Here is a 20,118-nt window from a genome sequence, read left to right as displayed (position 1 = left end):
ATTCCATGGTGATGCAATGATTTCTAACGGTGACGTTCGTATTGCCGTGATCGGGTTGGGCTATGTAGGTCTCCCGCTGGCGGTTGAGTTCGGTAAGCATTTTCCGGTCGTGGGTTACGACATCAATGCCGCGCGCGTGGAAGAGCTCCGGCGAGGCGTGGATCGGACGCTGGAAGTCGAGCCGGCGCAATTGGCACAGGCGCGGCTGAGCTACACCGCCGATCTCCAGGATCTGGCCGATTGCAACGTCATCATCATCACAGTGCCGACACCGGTTGATGCTGCGCGCCGTCCCGATTTCGATCCGTTGCTCAAGGCGAGCCGTGCCATCGGATCGATATTGAAGCGCGGCGACGTAGTGGTCTACGAGTCCACGGTATATCCCGGCGTAACTGAAGAAGTGTGCGTGCCGGAACTCGAATACGCATCCGGATTGAGGTTCAACGAGGATTTTTACTGCGGCTATAGCCCGGAGCGCATAAATCCCGGAGACAAGAAGCACCACCTCACATCGATCGTCAAAGTAACTTCAGGATCCACGCCCGAGGCTGCAGCTTTCGTAGATGCTTTATATGCCACGATCATTGCCGCGGGCACGCATCTGGCGAGCTCGATTCGCGTCGCCGAAGCCGCCAAGGTCATCGAGAACACGCAGCGCGATGTCAACATTGCGTTGATGAACGAGCTTTCGCTCATCTTTCATCGCATAGGCATCGATACACACGAGGTGCTTGCTGCAGCCAGGACGAAGTGGAACTTCATGCCCTTCTCGCCGGGCTTGGTAGGAGGGCATTGCATCGGCGTCGATCCCTACTATTTGGCCCACAAGGCAGCAATGCTCGGCTACAACCCGGAGCTGATCCTGGCGGCGCGACGGATCAACGACGAAATGGGGCCGCACGTGGCCAACCGCATCATGCGTCTGATGGCCGAGGCCAAGATCAATATCGTCGGCGCCCGGATCCTCGTTATGGGGCTTGCGTTCAAGGAGAACTGTCCGGATATCCGCAACACGAAGGTTGTCGACGTGATTGCCAATCTGTCAACGATCAACGCCATCATCGAGATCCATGACCCCTGGGTCGATGCGAATGAGGTACGACACGAGTATGGGCTCGAGTTGATTCACGAGCCCGAGCAGGGCGCATACGATGCGATCGTTGTCGCCGTAGCGCACGAGCAGTACGTAGGGAGCAACAAGACGGTCAGCCTGGAGAAGCTCCTAAAGCCCGGGGGCATCGTCTTCGATGTGAAGGGCGCATTGCGCCGTGCCGAGCGAGTCTTCCGCCTTTGATCAGTCATGCCGGTTCTGGATCCGTTCATGCGCAAGATCGTCCATGTCGCCGTTATCGTTCTTCCGGTATCCGTGTGCAGTAGCGACAGTCAGAAAGAGGATTGTACCGGCCCTGCGCCGAAACGCTGATCGGAAACCCAGCGGCCAGTCCCATTTTCAAAGATCCTGCTGGAACTTCATCGTTCTACTTAGCAAGTTCAGAAGCAAGCCGGTGTTGGCTGTCTGCTCTCCCGGCTGATAGAGAAAGCTCCGACAGGCTCTCGAGCCTAGTTGGTGCAGATTCCCAGAGTTTTCTCACGTGATTGAGGCTCCATGAAGAACTCGCTGCGCTACATCAAGAACCTGCTCCCGGCGTTGATCATGCTTACGCTACTTGTCGGGTTCTTCGAACGCCCCGTGTTGTTTCATGACGAGATCATCAATGTCAGCCAGGCGCAAAAGCCGGTCATCTTCAACTATGCGGCTCGGCCAATGTTTTACCTGCTCGACTACATGGGAGTGTCCTTCCTTGGAGACCACCCACTGGCATTGAGTTTCATCATGTTGCTGGTCTCGATCGTCGGAGCCTGGTTCACATATCTCTTCGCGAAGCGCTACTACGGCTATTCCGCTGGCTTAGCAGCCTTGAGTGCGTATTGCTGGCTTGGCTGGGTATACGCGAGCGGTATCAGTGCGATGCCGCACATGCTGCCTGCAACGCTGGCAATACTCGCGCTTTATCTATACACGCCACGCCGGGTGGAGGGGTTTGGCTGGAGTGGACGGTTGGGCCTGTCGCTCTTGCTATGGGCGATGTTGCTGTCCCACCCCACTGGCGTCGCTTATTTCATTCCGTTCTTCTGTTTTATCGGATTCGACTTGGTCCAGGCCCGGTTGGACAAACGGATCTCCTCAAGAGAACTGCTTCAGATCGGTCTTTCGTGGGCTCTGATCTCTCTAGCGATCTGGTTGATGATCGAGGCTTGCTACGGGCTTTTCTCCGAAAATGATGTGTCTTATGCGGGTTCATGGCTGGCCGGCCTGGACAAGACATCGGATGGCACCTATTCCAGATATTTTCAACCTTACAATTACTACTTCGAACTATTCGCAACGCGATTCCAGGTGCTGATTATCGCGTTGTTGGCCGCCATCGGTTGCCTCGTGGCGTCATGGTTGGGCGATCGGCGCGCCTCGCTTCATGACGGTCGTGGCGAGCGTATGGATGGCACGGGCGCGATAGCCATCAGACTGATGGTCTACTCGCTGCTGGCGCTGTGCGTGCTGTCGACGCAGTCCTGGAAGTTCGAGCGCGTAGCAGCAACATTCGCGCCTGTCGCCTCGCTTGCGCTCGTTTGCCTGATTTTCGAAGTGCTGGGCCGCGTAAGATGGAAAACCCGTTTCCTGAAGCCCGTCTTCGGCGCGATGATCGTGATTCTGTCTGCGTACTCGTTTGCGCACGAAGTCGATCGAATCTCCGGGAGCCTGGAGAGGCGCAGAGGAACATACTCATCCTTTATGGAAGCCATTCGAGCTGCAGAGACCGATCAGGTCGCCTATGTCGGAAGCTCATCCGGTTTTCGGCTTGCCGACATGCCCACTTCCGCGACGGGTAGGCGGCTGCAGCATGCCGGAAGCCCGCCTGATACCGCTGCCGAAGCAGAGGCATTGGCCAAGAGGCTGAGAAAGGAGGGCCATGACCATGTCCTGATCGAGGTCGGAGAGGATGGCCGTGCGTCCTACCCGTTACGTAGATATCTGTATGAGTCGCGAATGCAGAGGCTCGCATCGTACCGAAGGGGAACCTACGAATTGTGGAGCCTGGCTCCCCTGAACATCCGTCCGCCCGCCTACGTCATCGATGACGTGAAGACGGCGCTCGCCAAAAAGCTCGGCGTCTTCCTGCGTTACGACCGGGTTGTCCGCGGCGATCGACAAGATGAACGTCAGGTCTACCTGGAGATACTTGGTGCCGACATTGACCAGACCGACAAGGCGGTTGCTGCGGTGTTCGAATCTCTGGGATATTCCATGCGGAGAGGTTTGCGCGATAGCAACGGCATCCGCGTGAAGGTTCAGATCCGTGGCGAGCCCCCCATCAATGTGCTGATTCGGGACAAGCAGGCAAGCCCGCCGTTCCGTCGGGCCGAGGGAAGCGCTTCGGTTTACTTACGCCAGACCGTGGATTGAGTACGGCGGCATTCTTTCCGTCGATGCCGGGTGGGGTGGACGCACCATTGCGATAGCGCGTCAGCTTATTGAAGTGTTCCATCGCCGTAGGTTGATCGTGCCTTCTGAAGAACTCGTCGTTGCCGATATTGTTGTGTACTGAGCGTGGTTGAGGCGCGATGGACCACAAGACCGATCGGGGTTGGACGTTAATGACATCCGCGATCGACTAGAGCGTGGCCGCCGCTGCAGCGCTAAACGGTCAGGCGGGGATCGGCCGGGAAAGGCCTCCCGTCGGTGAGGGTATGCGGCATGTAGGGACGCATACCCTCCGACTTGAGGCGGGCATGCCAGTCACGGTAAGACGAAACGTAGGCTTGCCGCATGGCAGAGAGCGGCGACCCCTGCACATGTTCGTCGACCGAGATATCGACAACAGCCCCGGCTGATGTGCTCAGCGAGTTCTCCCGGTTCAGCGCGAAGTACAGGGCGCTGTCCACGTTCGCAAGGGCATGGTCTCCGTACACCTGCCGGATCCGCTCGAGGAATTCATCGTCCGCAGAGGTCCTCACAGAGTCGAACCAGCCGATATCGCCGATCACTTTCTGCTTGATCATCAGGCTGATCAGCGCCCGTCGCTCGCGCCGCCCACGGTTCATCACGACTTCACCGCTACTGGTAAGCCTGGTGTAGTTGCAGGTGGTTGCCACCACCCCTGGCTCGCGAAGCAGGTCAAGCTGTTGCTCGATGCGTTCAGGATGGCTGATATCGTCGCTGTCCATGAACGTCACGACCTCGCCTCGCGCGCTACGGATGCCGATGTTCTTGGCACGGTACGTGCCTACATTCGAAGTCAGCTGGATGACACGCAGCCTGCCATCGGCCGCACCGAGTTCGTGCAGGCGCTCTACCGAGTCGTCCTGGCTTGCATCGTCGACTACAACAAGCTCCAGTCGATTCCAGCTTTGCCGAAGGATGGATCCGACCGCGCCGTCCAGGTAGCGCGCGGTGTCGTGACATGTCATGACGACGCTGACCAGGGGAGTCTCGGTCAGTGCGGTAGCAGCCGCCTGCAAGGGCTCATCCATGCGCCGAGAATAGGTATCGTCATACGACCCGGACCCGATGTTGGCCGCCGCCCGGCCACCGAAAAGCCTGCCGAGCATCGACCCGAGCATTCTCTTGGGGCGGCCGGGTGGGCCGTCGCTCATTGCGTCCACCACGCCTTCAGCACTTCGGCAATGCGCGGAGCGCACTGGCCGTCCCACAGTGGAATGTCGGGCCGGGCAGGAGGCTGGCTTTCAAGGACGCTGTCCACGTGCCTGCCGGCACTGGTGATGTCGACCAATCGATTGGTGCCTTGCGTGATGGTTTCGGGTCGTTCCGTATTTTCGCGGAAAGTGAGGCAGGGAACGCCGAGGAAAGTGGTTTCCTCCTGGATTCCACCAGAATCGGTGATCGCCAATCGCGCGATGGCGATCAGGGATATGAAATCACGGTACCGGATGGGTGGGGTGAGGTGGAGGCCAGGGATTGCGTCGATGCGCTCGCGAAGCCCATGGCGCTCCAGCGAAGCGGCTGTGCGGGGATGCAGCGGCAGCAGCACGGGAAGCCGCCGCGCAACCTGCTCCAACAGGTTCAGAACCTCGCTCAGCGACTCGCGATCATCTACGTTCGACGGGCGGTGGAACGTAGCGACAATGAACTCCCCGGGCGTCAATCCAAGTTCGGATGCGCGCCTGCGCCCTGTCGAGAGGTCCAGTCCCCGATGCAGGGAATCGATCATCAGGTTCCCGACCAGGTGTACGCGCTTTGTGTTCCGCCCCTCCGAGAGCAGCGTTTTCGACGCCTCTGCAGTCGTGGTGAAGAACATGTCCGAGATGGCATCGACCATCAGGCGATTCAGCTCTTCCGGCATGCCGTGGTCGAAGCTGCGGAGTCCGGCTTCCACATGCGCGACCAGGAGACCGTTGCGCTTTGCTGCGATGGAAGCCGCCAGTGTTGCATCGACGTCCCCAAAGACGATGACAAGGTCAGGATTCCTGAGCGATGAGTACTCGCCGTATCGCGCAATCATCTCCCCGAGGCGCTCGCCGTTGCCCCGCCCCTTGAGGGGGATGCGATGAACATGGTCCGAGTCGATTCCAAGATCGGCCATCACCTCGCTGCTTAGCGCGCCAGCGGTATGTTGCTCGAGAAAGACCACGTTCGGATCGCACCAAGGTTGCGAGGACAGGCAAGCCGATAGTGGACCGAGTTTCACGAGGTTGGGCCGGGTGCCGGCTATCAGGTCTATGCGACAGGAGCGGGATCGACTCTCTTGGGCGGCGGGCATAGAGGGGAATGCTTTCTCAGACACAGGAGCGCATCACTTCAACCAGGGCAGGTGCTCTACAGCCCGACGCATCGTCAAATAACGCCGACAGGTCCGAGCCCACCGTACTGCGCATGGATCCGGGTTTTCGGTCGAAGCGACTGGCTTGCATCATTGCTGACCGTTTGCGCGGAAACGCCGTAACAAGGCGTCCCGCTGGCTGAGGCTGTTCCATTTTTCCGGAAACCGGTCGTACACCTGTACCAGACGTTTGACGTCCGCGCTTATTTCCTGGCAGAGATATTGGTAATTGGGTTCTCGCTTGAACCAGGCGAATAGCTTTTCTTCATCGACGGGATCTTGTACGTGGCTCTTGGTTTTGCCGAACGGCCAACGATATGGCACTGAGATGACCAGCGCGTCGCTGACATCGAGCAATTTCTGGGCGAAGGCCGTGGCATCCGGTACGTGTTCCAATACCTGCAAGCACGACACCAGTCCGAATCGCTCCTTCGGTGTCCACGCTAGAAAATTCGCTTTGACGCCTTGGACGCTATCGCTCATGTAGGGACTGCGCATGTCCAAGGATGTCCGTTCCGGCACCTGCGGAAACCACTCGAGATAGGGGCAGTTCCCGGAGCCGACATCGAGCATCGTGCGCGTATCGCAAGACATTCCCGCCACGATGATCCGCACTACCTGATAGTAGACCAAATCTTTCCGGGCTTCCCAGTATTTGGCAGCCTTGTCGCCCGCCGTCACTTCCGCATTATCAGTCACTGCGCTGCTCCGTTTTTGGCTGGCATGCGATCAACCTTGGATAAACACTTCTATGCGTTGTCGGCCGAGTGTGGTCGACCACTTCGTTTCGCGGCAGTCGTTGGCCCAGCGCTATCCACCACAAAGCGGAGCCGAACATGACGATGACCATCAGCATCGCGCCGTGCGGCCCTGGGTCAGAGCACAAATGCCAAACCGAAAACGCCGACTCCGCTTTGCCAGGCGAGACTTGCGACGACTCTTTGTGGGAGTTCATTCACAAGATCAGCCCAGATCACGGAGCGCTTTTTCGGCGACGTCGAAGACGTACGGCAAGTGCTCTTCGACCCCAAGCCATAGCGGCAGACGCACCAGGCGGTCGCTGGTCGATGCGGTCACGTCCAGTTCTCCGGACGACTTGCCCAATCTCCGGCCCGCCGGCGAGGAATGCAGCGGTATGTAATGGAACACCGCTCCGATACCGGCCTTTCGCATTTCCGCCAGGAAGGCGGTGCGCTGCTCCAGATCGGGCAGCAGCACATAGTACATATGGGCGTTGTGCGTGCAGTGCCCGGGCACCACCGGGCGCCGGAGCAGTCCTGCTTTTTCCAGGGGTTCGGCCCACTGGTGATACTTGGACCAGATGTCCAGCCGACGGGAGGTGATGGCTTGGGCATCTTCCAGCTGTGCCGCCAAGAATGCTGCGATCAGCTCGCTGGGCAGGAACGAAGATCCCAAGTCGACCCAGGTGTACTTGTCGACCTGGCCACGGAAGAACTTGCTGCGGTTGGTTCCTTTCTCGCGAATCACCTCGGCCCGTTCCAGCAACGCGGGCGAGTTGACCAGCAGCGCGCCGCCCTCGCCGGCGATGACGTTCTTGGTTTCGTGGAAGCTGAGCGCGCCCATTTCACCGATCCCACCCAACGGCCGGGATTTGTAAGCGGCCATGATGCCTTGCGCCGCGTCTTCGATGACCGCGATGCCGTGGCGGGCCCCCACGGCCAGGATCGCATCCATCTCGCAGGACACGCCTGCGTAGTGGACCACGCAAATCGCCTTCGTGCGTGGCGAGATGGCTGCTTCGATCAGGTTCTCATCAACGTTCAGCGTGTCCGGGCGGATGTCCACGAACACGGGTGTGGCGCCGCGCAAGACGAACGCGTTGGCAGTCGAAACGAAGGTGAACGACGGCATGATGACTTCGTCGCCTGGCTGCAGGTTCAACAATAGCGCCGCCATCTCCAGCGCCGCCGTGCAGGAGTGCGTCAACAGGGCTTTCGGGCTGCCCGTCATCTTCTCGAGACTGCGGTGACAAGCCTTGGTGAAAGGGCCGTCTCCGGAGAGATGCCCATTCGCGCGCGCGCGAAGTATGTACTCGACCTCGTGGCCAGTCATGAATGGCTTGTTGAAGGGAATGGTCACCTGTGGTGTAGTGACGCTAGCTGACTCGAGCGAGGAGACAACCTGTTGAAGTTCGCTCATTGGTAGGTCCGTAAAGCCCAGGATGAAGTGCGCTACTTTATTGTAATCCGGCCCCCGGGCGTGGGCTCGAGCTATTTCCTGGCGACGACCAGGCGCGTCCCCCCGACAGGAAACCGCAGGCCGGCCCGGATCAGGGTCGTTTCCACGCGGAGCACCACATACAGGATTGCATTCAGCAGGGGCGGAAGCTTGAGTTCTGCCGCCGGGTCGAAGTCCACCGGTGGGGTCTTCTTGCTGCGTCTGGAGATCGCCATGAGCGGCAACAGCAGGCTGACGAATGAAGTGGTCATGACGATAGTGAATCCCGCGCGACGCAGTTTGGTTTCCAGTTCCGTCCGAACGTAGCGGCGCACATGGCACGCGATCTCGTCTTGGATGCTCCACAGGAACGGGTGTTGAGGCACGGTCAGTACGACGCCACCGCCCGGACGGACCGCCCTGAACATCTCGGCCAGTACCTTCTCGTCCTCTTCGATGTGCTCGACGACATCGAACGCGCCGATGACATCGAATTCCTGGTCGAAGGGAATGTGCCGTGCATCCATCTGCAGCAACTCGGCGTCCGGCGCGCGCTCCCTGGCGAAATTCAGGCCGTCCACGTAAATCTCGGTGCCGGTAAGGGCGACATACGGAAACGTCTTCGCGATGCCTTCGAGCACGTAGCCGGTGCCGCATCCTATTTCCAGCAGCGACCGCATGCCGGGAAAATAGCGCTTGAGCGCATCCACGATCAGTACGTTTCTGGCCCGGAACCAGAAATTGTTGGCTTCGTGCTCGGCGAGTTGCGAGAAGTGCTCGCGGCGAAAACCAGGCGATTCCAAGGCTAGGGCAGGCGCATAAGCGGGGAATCCCCCGAACTGGGACGGGGCATAGCCGCACGATGGGCATTCCGCGGTCGAGGCGCTATAGCCGGTCCCGCAATTCAGGCAGCGTTTCATCCTTGGCTAGTGGCCAGAATGCCAAGCGCGAGCAGGGCGACGCCCACGATTTTCATGAGCGTCAAAGGCTCTTTGAAAAAGATCGCACCTCCGACGACAACGCAAATGAAAGTCAGCGCTGTGAGCGGAAACGCACGGCTGATGTCGAGCTTGGTCATGGCTAGCATCCAAGCGATGGAAGCAAGGAAGGCGGCAAGCAGTGCACTGAGTACCCAAGGGTTCAACAACAGCTTGAGAAGAAAAATGGCTTGGTCGCGCGTCTCCAGCGGAAGCGGGCCCGCACGCAGTGCCTGCCACTTGATCACGAATTGTCCATACACGGTCAGGGTGACCGTGAGCAAAACCATTGCGTATGCGTAGGCGGCGTTCATCGAGCCTCTCTGGGTGGGCGCAGGAATTGGCCTTACGGCGGATGGACATCCAACCCAGAGCGCCCGAATACGGCACTCAATGATATCACCCAGATTCAGCCATCGGTCTCGGCCGCACCGTTTCACTTTAGGCACTGCTAAGGAGAGATACCTGATCACACCATCGCTGACGGGCGCCTTTCTGTAGCACTACCCGAGGATTGCTTCCCGGGTCCGTCGAGGTTGGTGACCTCTCGTATGGAGTACAGCGGCCTACTCTTTGTTTCGCGGTAAATGCGCCCAATGTAAACCGCAGCGATGCCGATGAAGAAGAGCTGCATTCCGAAACCGAACATCAGTGCGCTGATCAGAGAGGGCCATCCAGCCCTGAAGTCCAGGTGCATCATCTTCATCACCAAGATCACGACGATAGCAACCAGACTGCCGAATGATAGCCCCAGCCCGAAACGCATCGACATGCGCAAAGGCAGTTCGGAAAAATCGAGGATGGCGTCGAATGCCAGACTCATCTTGCGGCGGAAGTTGAACTTCGAGACGCCGGCAAAACGCTCGCGCTGTTCGATCTCGATGACGCTGCGTTTCATGCCAATGTGCATGAATATTCCTTCGATGAATCGATTCTGCTCGCGATACTCGAGAAATCGATCGGCGAAGGCGCGATTGAAGATGCGCATTACCGCAAGTCCAGTGGGCACCTGTAGGCCTGTAAAGCGGTTCAACGTACCCCAGAATAGCCGTGAATAAACGCGGTTCAGCAGGCTGTCGCGCTTTTGTCGACGGATTCCAAAGACTAGGTCGTAGCCTTTTTCAATCTCGGCCAGAAATCTCGGGATCTCCTCGGGTGGATCCTGCAGGTCCGGGTCCATGTACAGAATATAATCGCCGCGGGCATAAGAGATGCCCGCCGTGACGGCCGCCTGCTTTCCTTGGTTGTAGGAGAGTTCCACCAGCTTGATCCTCTGGTCCGTCTCCGCATGGCCGCGGATCTTTCCTACCGTGTCGTCGTCGCTTCCATCGTCAACGAACACGAACTCATGGCGAATCGGAAGACTTGCCAGCACTACCCGGGTCTCAGCAATGAACTGGTCGATGCATTCGGCTTCGTAATAGACCGGGACTACCAATGAGAGCAGGTTGCTCATGACGGCATCGCTTCTTTTGCAAGGCGGGCAGGAACGCCCAGATAGAGGCCGGGTACCTCCAAGTGCCGTGTCACGACCGCTCCAGCGCCGGTGCGGGATCCGCTTGCGATCCTGAGGTTATCGATAACCACGGTGCCGATGCCAAGGACGCATCCGGACTCTACACGCACAAATCCTGCGATGCTGACTGCGGGTGACAGGAAACATCCAGAACCGATTTCGCTGTGATGCGCGACGACGCAGCCAACATTGAGCAGCGAGTTGGCTCCAATGGAAACGCCCATGTCCAGAACGCAGCCGGGATAGATGACGGTACCTTCCTCGATGTGGCAACTCGGGTCAATGATGGCAGAGGGATGCACGAGTGTCGCGAAAGGAATCGAATCCACGTGCCTGTCATGGATTTTCTGGCGCAATGCGAGATGTTTGTAGCCCACCGCGACAACCAGGCAATCGTACTGTCCCAGTGCGAAGGCCGGTTCGATGTCGACCAGATGACCGAGAACTTCACTGTCCGCCACGACGTCTCCCGGAGACCGCGTATCATCGAAGAAACCCGCCAGTGTATAGCCGCCGGATATCCGGGCGAGGTTCGCAAGTTGCAGTCCCAAATCCCCCGCACCGACGATGGCCAAGCGCTTCACAGCATGGACTCCAGTTCTGCCAGCGAACCGATTCGCGGCAATGGGGAATAGGGAAACAACGATTCGCGATCAATCAGGATTGACTGGAATCCGAGCCTGGTTGCTGGTTCGATGTCCAGCTTCATGGAATCGCCCACATAGGCGATCTCGTTTGCCTGAAGCCCCGTGGCCTCCAGGATCAGGTGGAAGAACGCGGGGTCGGGCTTGCGGAAGCGTTGCGCAGCCGATCCCAATATCCATTGGAAGTCGAAAGGCAGGGCCCCACTGATCTTCTCCTCAAGACTTTCGTCCCAGTTGGACAGGATTCCCCTCGGCAGACCAATCCTCTCGAGAGCGGCTACGTCCGGGTAGGGAGTCCAAGGCTGATAGGTGGTCGCTGCGAAAAGATCATCCAGCAGTTCGGAAGTTGGCATCGCGCCCAGCGCGCGTACCACTGCTGCGTTGAACCTGCGATAGAACACGTGGTCCGTACGATCCGGGAATTCGACTGCTTCCATTAAGATGGCGTGTCTGGCACGCAACTCGTGGAGGGGTACGGTCACCCCGTGCTTTTCAAGCACGGCATGCATCGCGGGCATTACCGTCGGCTTCTCCAGCAGTGTGTGCGCGACATCGAAGAATATCGCCTTGATAGAGCTCACTAAGAGATCCAGAATTTGTCGAAACGGTTTGAAACCTGGTCCAAACCGATTTCGGGGTAAATGATATCCACCATCATGCGGATGGCGCAGCCACCCACGTTGCGCGGTGTGTCCGGTTTCTGGTCAAACAAATATTCTTGCACGGTATAAGCCACGTCACGGAATCCGAATCGGGAACGGATCGAGTTGGTCCCGGAAATGCGGCAATTTATCTCGAACGGAACAACACCTTGCGCCGTGACACGCGTCTGCAAATTGCAGGAGCCGCGGAAGGGGAACTTCGATATCAGGGTCTGAATAATCTCGCCAAGCTCGCGGTCATGGCAATCCACCACCTCGCAACGCGCAGTGTTGCCTTGATCGAGTTCGCGCACGAAAGTGATCATGCCGTGGAACGTACCGTCGCGCCGGACGTAAAAACACGTCGTCAGTTCATCGCCGTCCAGGTACTCCTGCACGACATAGTCGTCTCCGAACGCGCCGGGATCGACGGGATCCACGTGAATATTGCGGGATCCCCGCCCCTCGCGCGGTTTGACCACCGTGCGGTGAAACTCGCCCGCATAGGCCGAAGGGAGAAAGGAGCGGGCGAATGGCAGACCGTGAGCGTGCAGCTGCTGGGCGGTGATGTACTTGTCCAGGCACATTGCCGTGGTTTCAGCGGGCGAAGCGGCTATCATTGCGGGGATCCTATCCCCGGCAACCTTCAGATAATAGGTTTCGTAGTCGGTGCTCGGAATTATCAGGTCCACCTGTTCACGTACGACAATCTCCTCAATCGTCTGCGCGTATGCGGGTTCGTAGGAAAAGGGAACTACATGGACGACGTTGCAAAGGTGGTTGCCAGCGCTGACGGGAGTGGTATTGGTCCCAATGATGGCCACATCGAACGCTTCTTGGTGCAGGTTGCGCAGGATTCCCTGGCCAACACCGCCGCCGATTCCGGTGACAAGGATTTTCTTCACTGGGAGAGCATCTCGATTAGAGTGTCATGTAAGGAAATCCGGCTGGATTGCAATGCCGGAGACCTATCCAGGGTATAGGCGAAAGAGGGGCTGGCATCTTCACCGCTGAATTCGATGCCAGCGCCAGTCAGCCGCGCCAATTCTTCCGCGACCTGGAGATTGGTCGGCGCACGTCCTGACACCGCCAGCGCGACGAAGTTGTCTTTCGTGGCCAGTGCGGCGTGGACACACATCGCTGCCGCGTCGCGGACGTCGATGTAGTCCTGGGTCCGCGAACCATCGCCGAGCAGGCGCATGCGCCCGTCGCGAGCCGCCGCGACCATCGTGGGGATGAAACTGCCAGACCGCATGCCGCAGCCGATGATCGACGACAGTCGCAGGATCGCATAGTCACTCGCAGTGCGAACCAGGCATTCTGCGGAGAGCTTTGACCAGCCGTAAGGCGTGCACGGCGCCGCTGGCGTATCGATTGAAATGGGCAGCATGGTCGGTCGGCCATACACAGATGTGCTTGAGGCCATTACGTGCCGAGCCCATGGGTATCGCGCGAGCAACTGCGCCGGCAGGCTTACATTCACCAGCGCCAGATGCGGATCCGGGTGATTCATGGATCGCGGTATCCTGGCTGCCAGGTGCAGCACGACGGCGACTTGCGACTCCGCATCGAACAGGGCATCGACAGATTCGAAGTACCCATCGTACCTGCGGTTCGCTACGGAAGGGATGCTGCTTTCGCGCACCAAACCAACAAGGCGCCAATCGCGCGGGATTGCGTTCGCTACCGCGCCGGCAAGGAAGCCATTGGCGCCAGTGATCAGGATAGTCGTACGCATCAACTGTACTTCAGCAGCGAAGTCTGGCAAGAATACCAGAAGCGCCCGACGCCAAGCCTTCGTCTGTCTGCTCGAGCGGCAGCTCGAGGCTGCGGTAGGCACGGACAACGCATTGTCATCACTCAATTCCTCGGTTATGAATCGTTTCACTGGGCACCGCGTTGGAAGCATCTACTTCTACGCTCTCCCATTCGAGGAACGCCGGAAAGAGATGACGGCTAAGGGCGGACTGCCGGACATTCAGGTGAAACCGAGATCGCAGGTTGCGGGTGCCATCCCGGCTTCGTCGATGCTGCTCGGCCTTGAGAGAAAAGATTTCAGGTGCCGCGTCGACCGGCGCGGATGGTTCAGTGGAGCTCCGCGATTCGGGCAATCCGTTCGGCTGCGCGTCCGTCGCCATACGGATTCAGCGCGGTGGACATTTGCCGATAGATCGATTCGTCCTCCAGCAGTTGGGCTATCGAGGCCACGATCCCGTCCGCGTCGGTGCCCACCAGCCGCGCGGCGCCGGCCCGTATCGCTTCGGGGCGTTCGGTGACCTCACGCATGACCAGCACCGGTTTGCCCAGGGCAGGCGCTTCCTCCTGTATGCCGCCCGAGTCGGTGAGAATGAGGTGGGATTGTTGCATCAGCCATGCAAAGGGGAGATATTCCTGCGGCTCGATCAGATAGACGCCCGGTGTGCGGCCGAGAATGCGCTCCACGGGTTCCCTCACGTGCGGATTCATGTGCACTGGGTAGACGATCTGGAGGTCACCGCGACCAGCGATCTCCTGCAGTGCCTGGCAGATTCCTTCGAAGCCGCTGCCGAAATTCTCCCGGCGATGCCCGGTGACCAACAGCAGCCGTTTCGTCGGGTCGAGGAAGGGAAAGCGGGCAGCGCAGCCATTCCTTGCCGCAGCGTCTGTTTTCAGCTTGCCTGTCGCCCACAGCAGCGCGTCGATTATGGTGTTGCCGGTTACCGCCACGGCATCGGGACTGATCCCCTCGCGCAGGAGATTGTCTTTGGCTTGCTGCGTTGCTGCGAAATGCAGGTTCGCCAAAGGAGCGACCAGGCGTCTGTTCGCCTCTTCGGGCCAGGGGGCTTGCATGTTTCCGGTTCGCAGGCCGGCCTCGACATGTCCGATCGGAACTCTTGCATGGAAGGCCGCCAAGGCGGCGGCCAGCGTGGTGGTAGTATCGCCGTGCACCATTATCAAGTCAGGAGCCAGGGTGGCGATCGCGCGCCCGATGCCCGTCACTACCGAGGCGAGCAGCGAGTCGAGACCCTGGCCCGGCCGCATCACATCTAGGTCCACGTCCGGTGTTATCCCGAACAGTTCCAGTACCTGGTCCAGCATTTCTCTATGCTGCGCGGTCACGGCCACGCATGTCTCGATGCCGGGCCTATCCTTCAGGGCGCGAATGACTGGGGCCATCTTGATGGCCTCGGGACGCGTGCCGAAGACCACCATCACCTTCTTCATCGGTGGCAAGCCAAGGGCACGATCAGCCCAGCGCCGCTTCAAGCTCGGGCAGGAGCTTGAACAAATCCCCCACCAGCCCGATATCCGCAATCTCGAAAATCGGTGCATCCGCATCCTTGTTGATCGCGACGATCGTGCCGGCATCCTTGATGCCGGTCAGATGCTGGATCGCGCCGCTGATGCCGACGGCGATGTACAGCTCCGGGGCGATGATCTTGCCGGTCTGGCCGACCTGCAGTTCGTTGGGCACGTAGCCGGCGTCGACCGCCGCGCGCGAGGCGCCGACAGCGGCGCCGAGTTTGTCGGCGAGGTCGTAGACGATCTTGAAGTTCTCGGCGGAGCCGATACCGCGACCGCCGGAGACGACGCGTTTGGCGCTCTGCAGGTCGGGACGGTCGGACTTGCCGGCGGCGAGGCCCACGTAGCGCGTGTGTGTCGGCAGCGTGGCGTCCACGGAAACTGCTTCGACGGCAGCACTGCCGCCCTTCGCCGCTTCCGGCCACGACGCCGTGCGAACGGTGGCTACCACTGTGTGATCCGAGGGCGCTTCGACGGTGATGATGGCGTTGCCCGCATAGATCGGTCGCTTGAAGGTGTGGCTGCCTTCGATCGCCATCACGTCGGACACCTGCGCTACGCCGAGCAGGGCGGCGACGCACGGCATCAGGTCTTTGCCGAAGGTGGTGCTCGGGCCGAACACGTGGCTGTAGCCGGCTGCGACCTTGGCCACCTGCGGGGCCAGCACCTGTGCGATGGCGTGCGTGTTGGCCGCATTGGCCACGGTAAGCACCTTGTCCACGCCGGCGATCTGCGCGGCTTCGCTCGCAACGTCAGCCGGATCGGCAGACAGCACGAGGATGTCGATGGATTCGGGCTTCAGCGCCTGCGCGGCGGAGACGCACTTGGCGATGGCAGCGTTGAGCTTGCCATCCAGGTGTTCGGCGATGATCAGAACCTTGCTCATCACAGGAGCCCCTTCTGCTTGAGTGCGGCGACTAGTTCGGCGGCGTCCTTGACCATCACGCCCTTGCTGCGCTTGCCCGGCGCGGCGTAGTGGGTGGTCTTGAGGGTGTCGCCGGTGTCCACGCCCAGGTCGGCGAATGCGAGCGTCTCCAGCGGCTTGCTCTTGGCCTTCATGATGTCCGGCAGCTTGATGAAGCGCGGCTCGTTCAGGCGCAGGTCGGTGGTGACGACGGCGGGCAGGTCGACTTCCAGCGTTTCCAGGCCGGCGTCGACTTCGCGCGTTACCGTGGCCTTGCCGTCGGCAATGTCGAGCTTGGAAGCGAAGGTCGCCTGCGGGCGGCCCCACAGCGTGGCCAGCATCTGGCCGGTCTGGTTGGCGTCGTCGTCGATGGCCTGCTTGCCCAGGATGACCAGGTCCGGCTGTTCCTTCTCGATCAATTTGAGCAGCGTGCGGGCGGCGGTCAGCGGCTGGATAGGCTGGTCGGACACCACGTGGATGGCGCGGTTGGCGCCCATCGCCAGGCCGTTGCGCAGGTGCGCCTGGGCATCGGCCGGGGCGATGGTGGCGACCACCACTTCCGTGGCGATGCCCTTGTCGCGCAGGCGCAAGGCTTCTTCCAGCGCGATCTCGTCGAACGGGTTGGCCGACAGCTTGACGCCGTCGGTGACCACGCCGGAGCCGTCCGGCTTGACCTGGATGCGGACATTGAAGTCCACCACGCGTTTGTAGCCGACGAGGATCTTCATCGTGCGAGGGATTCCTGTTGGGCTGGCGCGGCCTGAAGCCGGTCGCCGAGGTACGGAAACCCGCATTTTACTTGTTTGAGCTAGGCAGCGTTACCTGAGCGGTGGTGGTAGCTGTCGGTCAGGGACGGTGCAGGGGGCTGGTATTCTGGCCACCCGCGCCATGGATGTGATGCATGCTCCATCCCGTAATCCTCAGTGGCGGCAGCGGTTCGCGCCTGTGGCCGTTGTCCCGGCAGAACCTGCCCAAGCAGTTCCTGTCGTTGATGGGCGATCTGTCGCTGTTCCAGGAAACGGTTCGCCGTGTCGGCGCGCTGCCGGATGTACGGCCGCCGGTCACCGTGTGCAGCGAGGACCATCGCTTCATGGTCGGCGAGCAATTGCAGGGCGTTGGCAGCGCCAACGGCGGCATCCTGCTGGAACCCATGGCCCGCAACACTGCACCGGCGATCGCGTTGGCGGCCTGGCATCTGGTCGCCAGCGATCCGAATGCCACCCTGTTGGTCCTGCCGGCCGATCACCTGATCGAGGATGAAGCCGCGTTCCGAGATGCCGTCGCGCGCGCCGCCGTATTGGCCGAGCAGGACTGGCTGGTCGCGTTCGGCATCCGTCCGGACTACGCCGAAACCGGCTACGGCTACATCCTGCGCGGCGACGGCCTGGGCGAGGGCGGGTACCGGATCGAACGCTTCGTCGAAAAACCCGACCTGGCCACGGCCGAGCGCTATCTCGCCGAGGGCAGCTATGCCTGGAACTCGGGCATGTTCCTGTTCCGGGCACAGCGCTACCTGGACGAACTGTTACGGCACGCACCGGCGATGCTGGCTGCCACCAGCGACGCGTATGCTGCGGCGGAGTCGGACCTGGATTTCATCCGCGTCGACAAGGAATCCTTCGCGGCCAGTCCCAGCGATTCGATCGACTACGCGGTCATGGAGAAGACCGATCGCGCCGCGGTGGTACCGGTCAGTTGCGGCTGGAGCGACATCGGCTCGTGGTCGTCGCTGTGGACGGTGGCCGAGCGCGACGAGGACGGCAACCGATACGAGGGCGACGTGATTTCGGTCGACACGCGCGGCAGCCTGGTGCGTGCATCGGACCGACGCATGATCGCCACGATCGGGGTCGAGGACCTGGTGATCGTCGATACGCCGGACGCCACGCTGGTGGCACGCAAGGACCGGGTGCAGGACGTCAAGGCGATCGTCGACAAGCTCAAGGCCGCGGGCCGGCAGGAGCACCTGTTCCATCGCAAGGTGTATCGCCCCTGGGGCAGCTACGACTCGATCGACATGGGCGAGCGTTTTCAGGTCAAGCGCATCGTGGTGAAGCCGGGCGCCGCGCTCAGCTTGCAGAAGCACGCACATCGCGCCGAGCACTGGATCGTGGTGTCCGGCACCGCGGAAGTGACCTGCGACGACAGGGTGTTCGATCTGCACGAGAACCAGAGCACCTACATCCCGCTCGGCAGCGTGCATCGGCTACGCAATCGCGGCACCGAACCGGTCGAACTGATCGAGGTGCAATCCGGCAGCTATCTCGGCGAGGACGACATCGTCCGGCTCGAGGATGTGTACGGGCGTTCCTGAGACACGATTTCGTCTGTCGTCCGGGCGCAGAAGCGCTCTACAACGCGAAAGCGCGCCTGGGTGGCGACGTGACCAGGCGTTGCGCCAGCAGCGCCGTGAACTTGTCGGCGCTGCCCGGCGCCTGCTCGAAGAACAGCGACGGCTCGCACAATTCCAGTTCGAGCAGACGCGGCGCGCCGTCGGTGTCGCGGATCAGGTCGACGCGGGCGTAGGACAACGGCGCGTCGAGACGCTGCAGCCTGGACAGCGTGGCAAGGACATCGTGTGCCAAGGCCATTTCATCGTCGCCAGGCGTGCGCGGGATGATCTCTTCCGCGGCGAACAGGGCTTCGGTTGCGCCTTGGTCGGGTTGCAGCAACGGGCCCTTGCGGATGGCATGGCTGAAGACGCCGTCGAAGAACATCAGTGCGGTTTCTCCGTCCTGGTCCACGGAAGGCAGATAGGGTTGCAGCAGTACGCTGCGGCCGACATCGAGCAGGCGCCCGATGTGGTTGGCCGCGGCAAATTCCTGCGCACGCGCATAGCGTTGTGTGTCGCGCGAGCCGGCGCCAACCGCAGGCTTGACCACGAATTCCGCGGCGGAAGGGTGGCCGGCGAGGAAATCCTGCAGCGACGGCAGCGGTTCGCTTTCCGGCTCGACGAAACTACTGGGCACGGTCGGGATGCCGGCTGCAGCAAGCTCGGCAAGATAGTGCTTATCGGTATTCCAGCGCAGCACGGGCAACGGGTTGAGCAGCGTCGTCACCGCATCCACGCGCTCGCACCAATGCAGGAATTCGGAAAGGCGCTCGGTGTAGTCCCAGGGCGAGCGCAGCAGCACGGCATCGAAGCGCTGCCAGCTCACGCTGAGGTCGTCCCAGGCCAGCACTTCCGCGTGCAGGCCGATCCGGGCGCAGGCATCGCGCAGGGCGGGCATGTCGTAATCGAGGCCGGTGGCGGCGATGGCCGTGGTCAGTGCGATGGAATTCATGGCCGAAGTCTAGCGTCTACCGCAATCCGGATCGAACCTACGCCGCGAGCAAGGCGCGGGCATGCATCCACGCGCTAAAATGCCCGCATTCCGTACCGGAGCTGCACCATGACCGAGGCCACTGCCGCATCGCGCAACGCCCAGAACAAAGTGCATCCCAGCGCTCGCCAGGCACTGCAAGGCCTGATCGCCGATGGCCAGACGCTCGCCGTCGGTGGGTTCGGGCTGTGCGGCATTCCCGAGGCGCTGATCGAGGCGTTGCGCGACAGCGGCGCGAAAGGGCTCACGGTGATTTCCAACAACGCCGGCGTCGATGGTTTCGGCCTGGGCCTGCTGCTGGAGACACGGCAGATCAGCAAGATGATCTCGTCCTACGTCGGCGAGAACAAGGAGTTCGAACGCCAGTTCCTGTCGGGCGAACTGCAACTCGAATTCAATCCGCAGGGCACGTTGGCCGAGCGCCTGCGCGCCGGCGGCGCGGGCATTCCCGCGTTCTTCACCCGCACCGGTTACGGCACGATCGTGGCCGAGGGCAAGGAAACGCGCGAGTTCGATGGCCATCATTACGTGATGGAGACCGCGCTCAAGGCCGACGTATCACTGGTCAAGGCCTGGAAGGCCGACACCTCAGGCAACCTGGTGTTCCGCAAGACGGCGCGCAACTTCAATCCGGCGGTGGCCATGGCGGGCAAGGTCTGCATCGCCGAGGTGGAGGAAATCGTCGATACCGGCGCGATCGATCCCGGCCATGTGCATCTTCCCGGCATCTACGTGGACCGCATCGTCCACAATCCAGATCCCGAGAAACGCATCGAACAGCGCACCGTGCGCGCCGCCTGATTCCCGCTGAATTCC

At 60.7% G+C, this 20,118-nt stretch carries 19 protein-coding genes; 4 read left to right on the top strand and 15 right to left on the bottom strand.

Annotated features, from left to right (window positions below; genetic code table 11):
- Positions 1-16 precede the first annotated feature (16 nt).
- Positions 17-1,294: a nucleotide sugar dehydrogenase gene (locus IP90_RS10385; RefSeq protein WP_144899553.1), complete on the top strand. Its 1,278-nt coding sequence runs from the start codon at positions 17-19 to the stop codon at positions 1,292-1,294.
- A 312-nt stretch (positions 1,295-1,606) separates the two neighbouring features.
- Entirely contained in the window at positions 1,607-3,463 is a 1,857-nt protein-coding gene (locus tag IP90_RS10380; RefSeq protein ID WP_144899552.1) for an ArnT family glycosyltransferase, read from the top strand.
- A gap of 233 nt (positions 3,464-3,696) precedes the next feature.
- Here IP90_RS10380 and IP90_RS10375 read toward each other — a convergent pair whose 3' ends face one another.
- From IP90_RS10375 to IP90_RS10310, 14 genes are all read right to left on the bottom strand, one after another.
- On the bottom strand, positions 3,697-4,653 hold the full coding sequence (locus IP90_RS10375) for a glycosyltransferase family 2 protein (protein ID WP_144899551.1): 957 nt from the start codon (positions 4,651-4,653) through the stop codon (positions 3,697-3,699).
- Complete coding sequence (gene wecB, locus IP90_RS10370; RefSeq protein WP_144899550.1) at positions 4,650-5,777, bottom strand: non-hydrolyzing UDP-N-acetylglucosamine 2-epimerase; 1,128 nt, start codon at positions 5,775-5,777, stop codon at positions 4,650-4,652. Before wecB (IP90_RS10370) ends, IP90_RS10375 begins: the two co-directional genes overlap by 4 nt.
- 150 nt (positions 5,778-5,927) lie before the next feature.
- A complete protein-coding gene (locus IP90_RS10365) occupies positions 5,928-6,536 on the bottom strand; it encodes a class I SAM-dependent methyltransferase (protein WP_199753450.1) in 609 nt (202 codons plus the stop codon).
- A gap of 264 nt (positions 6,537-6,800) precedes the next feature.
- Positions 6,801-7,997: a dTDP-4-amino-4,6-dideoxygalactose transaminase gene (gene rffA / locus IP90_RS10360; RefSeq protein ID WP_199753449.1), complete on the bottom strand. Its 1,197-nt coding sequence runs from the start codon at positions 7,995-7,997 to the stop codon at positions 6,801-6,803.
- A 71-nt stretch (positions 7,998-8,068) separates the two neighbouring features.
- Entirely contained in the window at positions 8,069-8,935 is an 867-nt protein-coding gene (locus IP90_RS10355) for a class I SAM-dependent methyltransferase (protein WP_144899549.1), read from the bottom strand.
- A complete protein-coding gene (locus IP90_RS10350; protein WP_144899548.1) occupies positions 8,932-9,306 on the bottom strand; it encodes an EamA family transporter in 375 nt (124 codons plus the stop codon). The genes IP90_RS10355 and IP90_RS10350 overlap by 4 nt, the downstream gene beginning before the upstream one ends.
- 155 nt (positions 9,307-9,461) lie before the next feature.
- On the bottom strand, positions 9,462-10,448 hold the full coding sequence (locus IP90_RS10345) for a glycosyltransferase family 2 protein (protein WP_144899547.1): 987 nt from the start codon (positions 10,446-10,448) through the stop codon (positions 9,462-9,464).
- Positions 10,445-11,092: a NeuD/PglB/VioB family sugar acetyltransferase gene (locus tag IP90_RS10340; RefSeq protein WP_158635321.1), complete on the bottom strand. Its 648-nt coding sequence runs from the start codon at positions 11,090-11,092 to the stop codon at positions 10,445-10,447. The genes IP90_RS10345 and IP90_RS10340 overlap by 4 nt, the downstream gene beginning before the upstream one ends.
- Positions 11,089-11,733 (bottom strand): HAD family hydrolase, encoded by a 645-nt coding sequence (locus tag IP90_RS10335; protein ID WP_158635320.1) that lies wholly within the window; start codon positions 11,731-11,733, stop codon positions 11,089-11,091. Before IP90_RS10335 ends, IP90_RS10340 begins: the two co-directional genes overlap by 4 nt.
- The gene (locus tag IP90_RS10330; protein ID WP_144899544.1) at positions 11,733-12,698 is read right to left on the bottom strand and encodes an ATP-grasp domain-containing protein; all 966 of its coding nucleotides are present in this window, start codon (positions 12,696-12,698) and stop codon (positions 11,733-11,735) included. Before IP90_RS10330 ends, IP90_RS10335 begins: the two co-directional genes overlap by 1 nt.
- Positions 12,695-13,531: an NAD-dependent epimerase/dehydratase family protein gene (locus tag IP90_RS10325; protein WP_158635319.1), complete on the bottom strand. Its 837-nt coding sequence runs from the start codon at positions 13,529-13,531 to the stop codon at positions 12,695-12,697. Before IP90_RS10325 ends, IP90_RS10330 begins: the two co-directional genes overlap by 4 nt.
- 347 nt (positions 13,532-13,878) lie before the next feature.
- On the bottom strand, positions 13,879-14,997 hold the full coding sequence (gene wecB, locus IP90_RS10320) for a non-hydrolyzing UDP-N-acetylglucosamine 2-epimerase (protein ID WP_199753447.1): 1,119 nt from the start codon (positions 14,995-14,997) through the stop codon (positions 13,879-13,881).
- A gap of 22 nt (positions 14,998-15,019) precedes the next feature.
- Positions 15,020-15,961, bottom strand: coding sequence for an electron transfer flavoprotein subunit alpha/FixB family protein (locus IP90_RS10315; protein WP_144899542.1), 942 nt, complete (start codon positions 15,959-15,961; stop codon positions 15,020-15,022).
- Positions 15,961-16,707: an electron transfer flavoprotein subunit beta/FixA family protein gene (locus tag IP90_RS10310; protein ID WP_144899541.1), complete on the bottom strand. Its 747-nt coding sequence runs from the start codon at positions 16,705-16,707 to the stop codon at positions 15,961-15,963. The genes IP90_RS10315 and IP90_RS10310 overlap by 1 nt, the downstream gene beginning before the upstream one ends.
- A gap of 173 nt (positions 16,708-16,880) precedes the next feature.
- Between IP90_RS10310 and IP90_RS10305 the strand changes: the two genes are divergently transcribed.
- Positions 16,881-18,293, top strand: coding sequence for a mannose-1-phosphate guanylyltransferase/mannose-6-phosphate isomerase (locus IP90_RS10305; RefSeq protein WP_144899540.1), 1,413 nt, complete (start codon positions 16,881-16,883; stop codon positions 18,291-18,293).
- A gap of 37 nt (positions 18,294-18,330) precedes the next feature.
- Here the strand turns inward: IP90_RS10305 and IP90_RS10300 are convergent, their stop codons facing one another.
- On the bottom strand, positions 18,331-19,263 hold the full coding sequence (locus IP90_RS10300; RefSeq protein ID WP_144899539.1) for an ATP-grasp domain-containing protein: 933 nt from the start codon (positions 19,261-19,263) through the stop codon (positions 18,331-18,333).
- Positions 19,264-19,371: 108 nt separating this feature from the next.
- On the opposite strand from IP90_RS10300, the gene IP90_RS10295 reads away from it, so the two are divergent.
- Positions 19,372-20,103, top strand: coding sequence for a CoA transferase subunit A (locus IP90_RS10295; protein WP_144899538.1), 732 nt, complete (start codon positions 19,372-19,374; stop codon positions 20,101-20,103).
- Positions 20,104-20,118: the final 15 nt, after the last annotated feature.

Source organism: Luteimonas cucumeris (genome assembly GCF_007830035.1).
In the GTDB taxonomy this organism is placed as follows: Bacteria; Pseudomonadota; Gammaproteobacteria; order Xanthomonadales; family Xanthomonadaceae; genus Luteimonas_C; species Luteimonas_C cucumeris.
The sequence above is the reverse complement of the archived record's forward strand: the minus strand, read 5'-3'. Positions and strand labels throughout refer to the sequence as shown.

Coding starts and splice junctions, on each gene's coding strand:
- IP90_RS10380 (WP_144899552.1), top strand. CDS start 1,607: ATGAAGAACTCGCTGCGCTACATCAAGAACCTGCTCCCGGCGTTGATC.
- IP90_RS10300 (WP_144899539.1), bottom strand. CDS start 19,263: ATGAATTCCATCGCACTGACCACGGCCATCGCCGCCACCGGCCTCGAT.
- IP90_RS10295 (WP_144899538.1), top strand. CDS start 19,372: ATGACCGAGGCCACTGCCGCATCGCGCAACGCCCAGAACAAAGTGCAT.
- IP90_RS10375 (WP_144899551.1), bottom strand. CDS start 4,653: ATGAGCGACGGCCCACCCGGCCGCCCCAAGAGAATGCTCGGGTCGATG.
- IP90_RS10355 (WP_144899549.1), bottom strand. CDS start 8,935: ATGAAACGCTGCCTGAATTGCGGGACCGGCTATAGCGCCTCGACCGCG.
- IP90_RS10310 (WP_144899541.1), bottom strand. CDS start 16,707: ATGAAGATCCTCGTCGGCTACAAACGCGTGGTGGACTTCAATGTCCGC.
- rffA (WP_199753449.1), bottom strand. CDS start 7,997: ATGAGCGAACTTCAACAGGTTGTCTCCTCGCTCGAGTCAGCTAGCGTC.
- wecB (WP_199753447.1), bottom strand. CDS start 14,997: ATGAAGAAGGTGATGGTGGTCTTCGGCACGCGTCCCGAGGCCATCAAG.
- IP90_RS10315 (WP_144899542.1), bottom strand. CDS start 15,961: ATGAGCAAGGTTCTGATCATCGCCGAACACCTGGATGGCAAGCTCAAC.
- IP90_RS10305 (WP_144899540.1), top strand. CDS start 16,881: ATGCTCCATCCCGTAATCCTCAGTGGCGGCAGCGGTTCGCGCCTGTGG.
- IP90_RS10345 (WP_144899547.1), bottom strand. CDS start 10,448: ATGAGCAACCTGCTCTCATTGGTAGTCCCGGTCTATTACGAAGCCGAA.
- IP90_RS10325 (WP_158635319.1), bottom strand. CDS start 13,531: ATGCGTACGACTATCCTGATCACTGGCGCCAATGGCTTCCTTGCCGGC.
- IP90_RS10385 (WP_144899553.1), top strand. CDS start 17: ATGATTTCTAACGGTGACGTTCGTATTGCCGTGATCGGGTTGGGCTAT.
- IP90_RS10350 (WP_144899548.1), bottom strand. CDS start 9,306: ATGAACGCCGCCTACGCATACGCAATGGTTTTGCTCACGGTCACCCTG.
- wecB (WP_144899550.1), bottom strand. CDS start 5,777: ATGCCCGCCGCCCAAGAGAGTCGATCCCGCTCCTGTCGCATAGACCTG.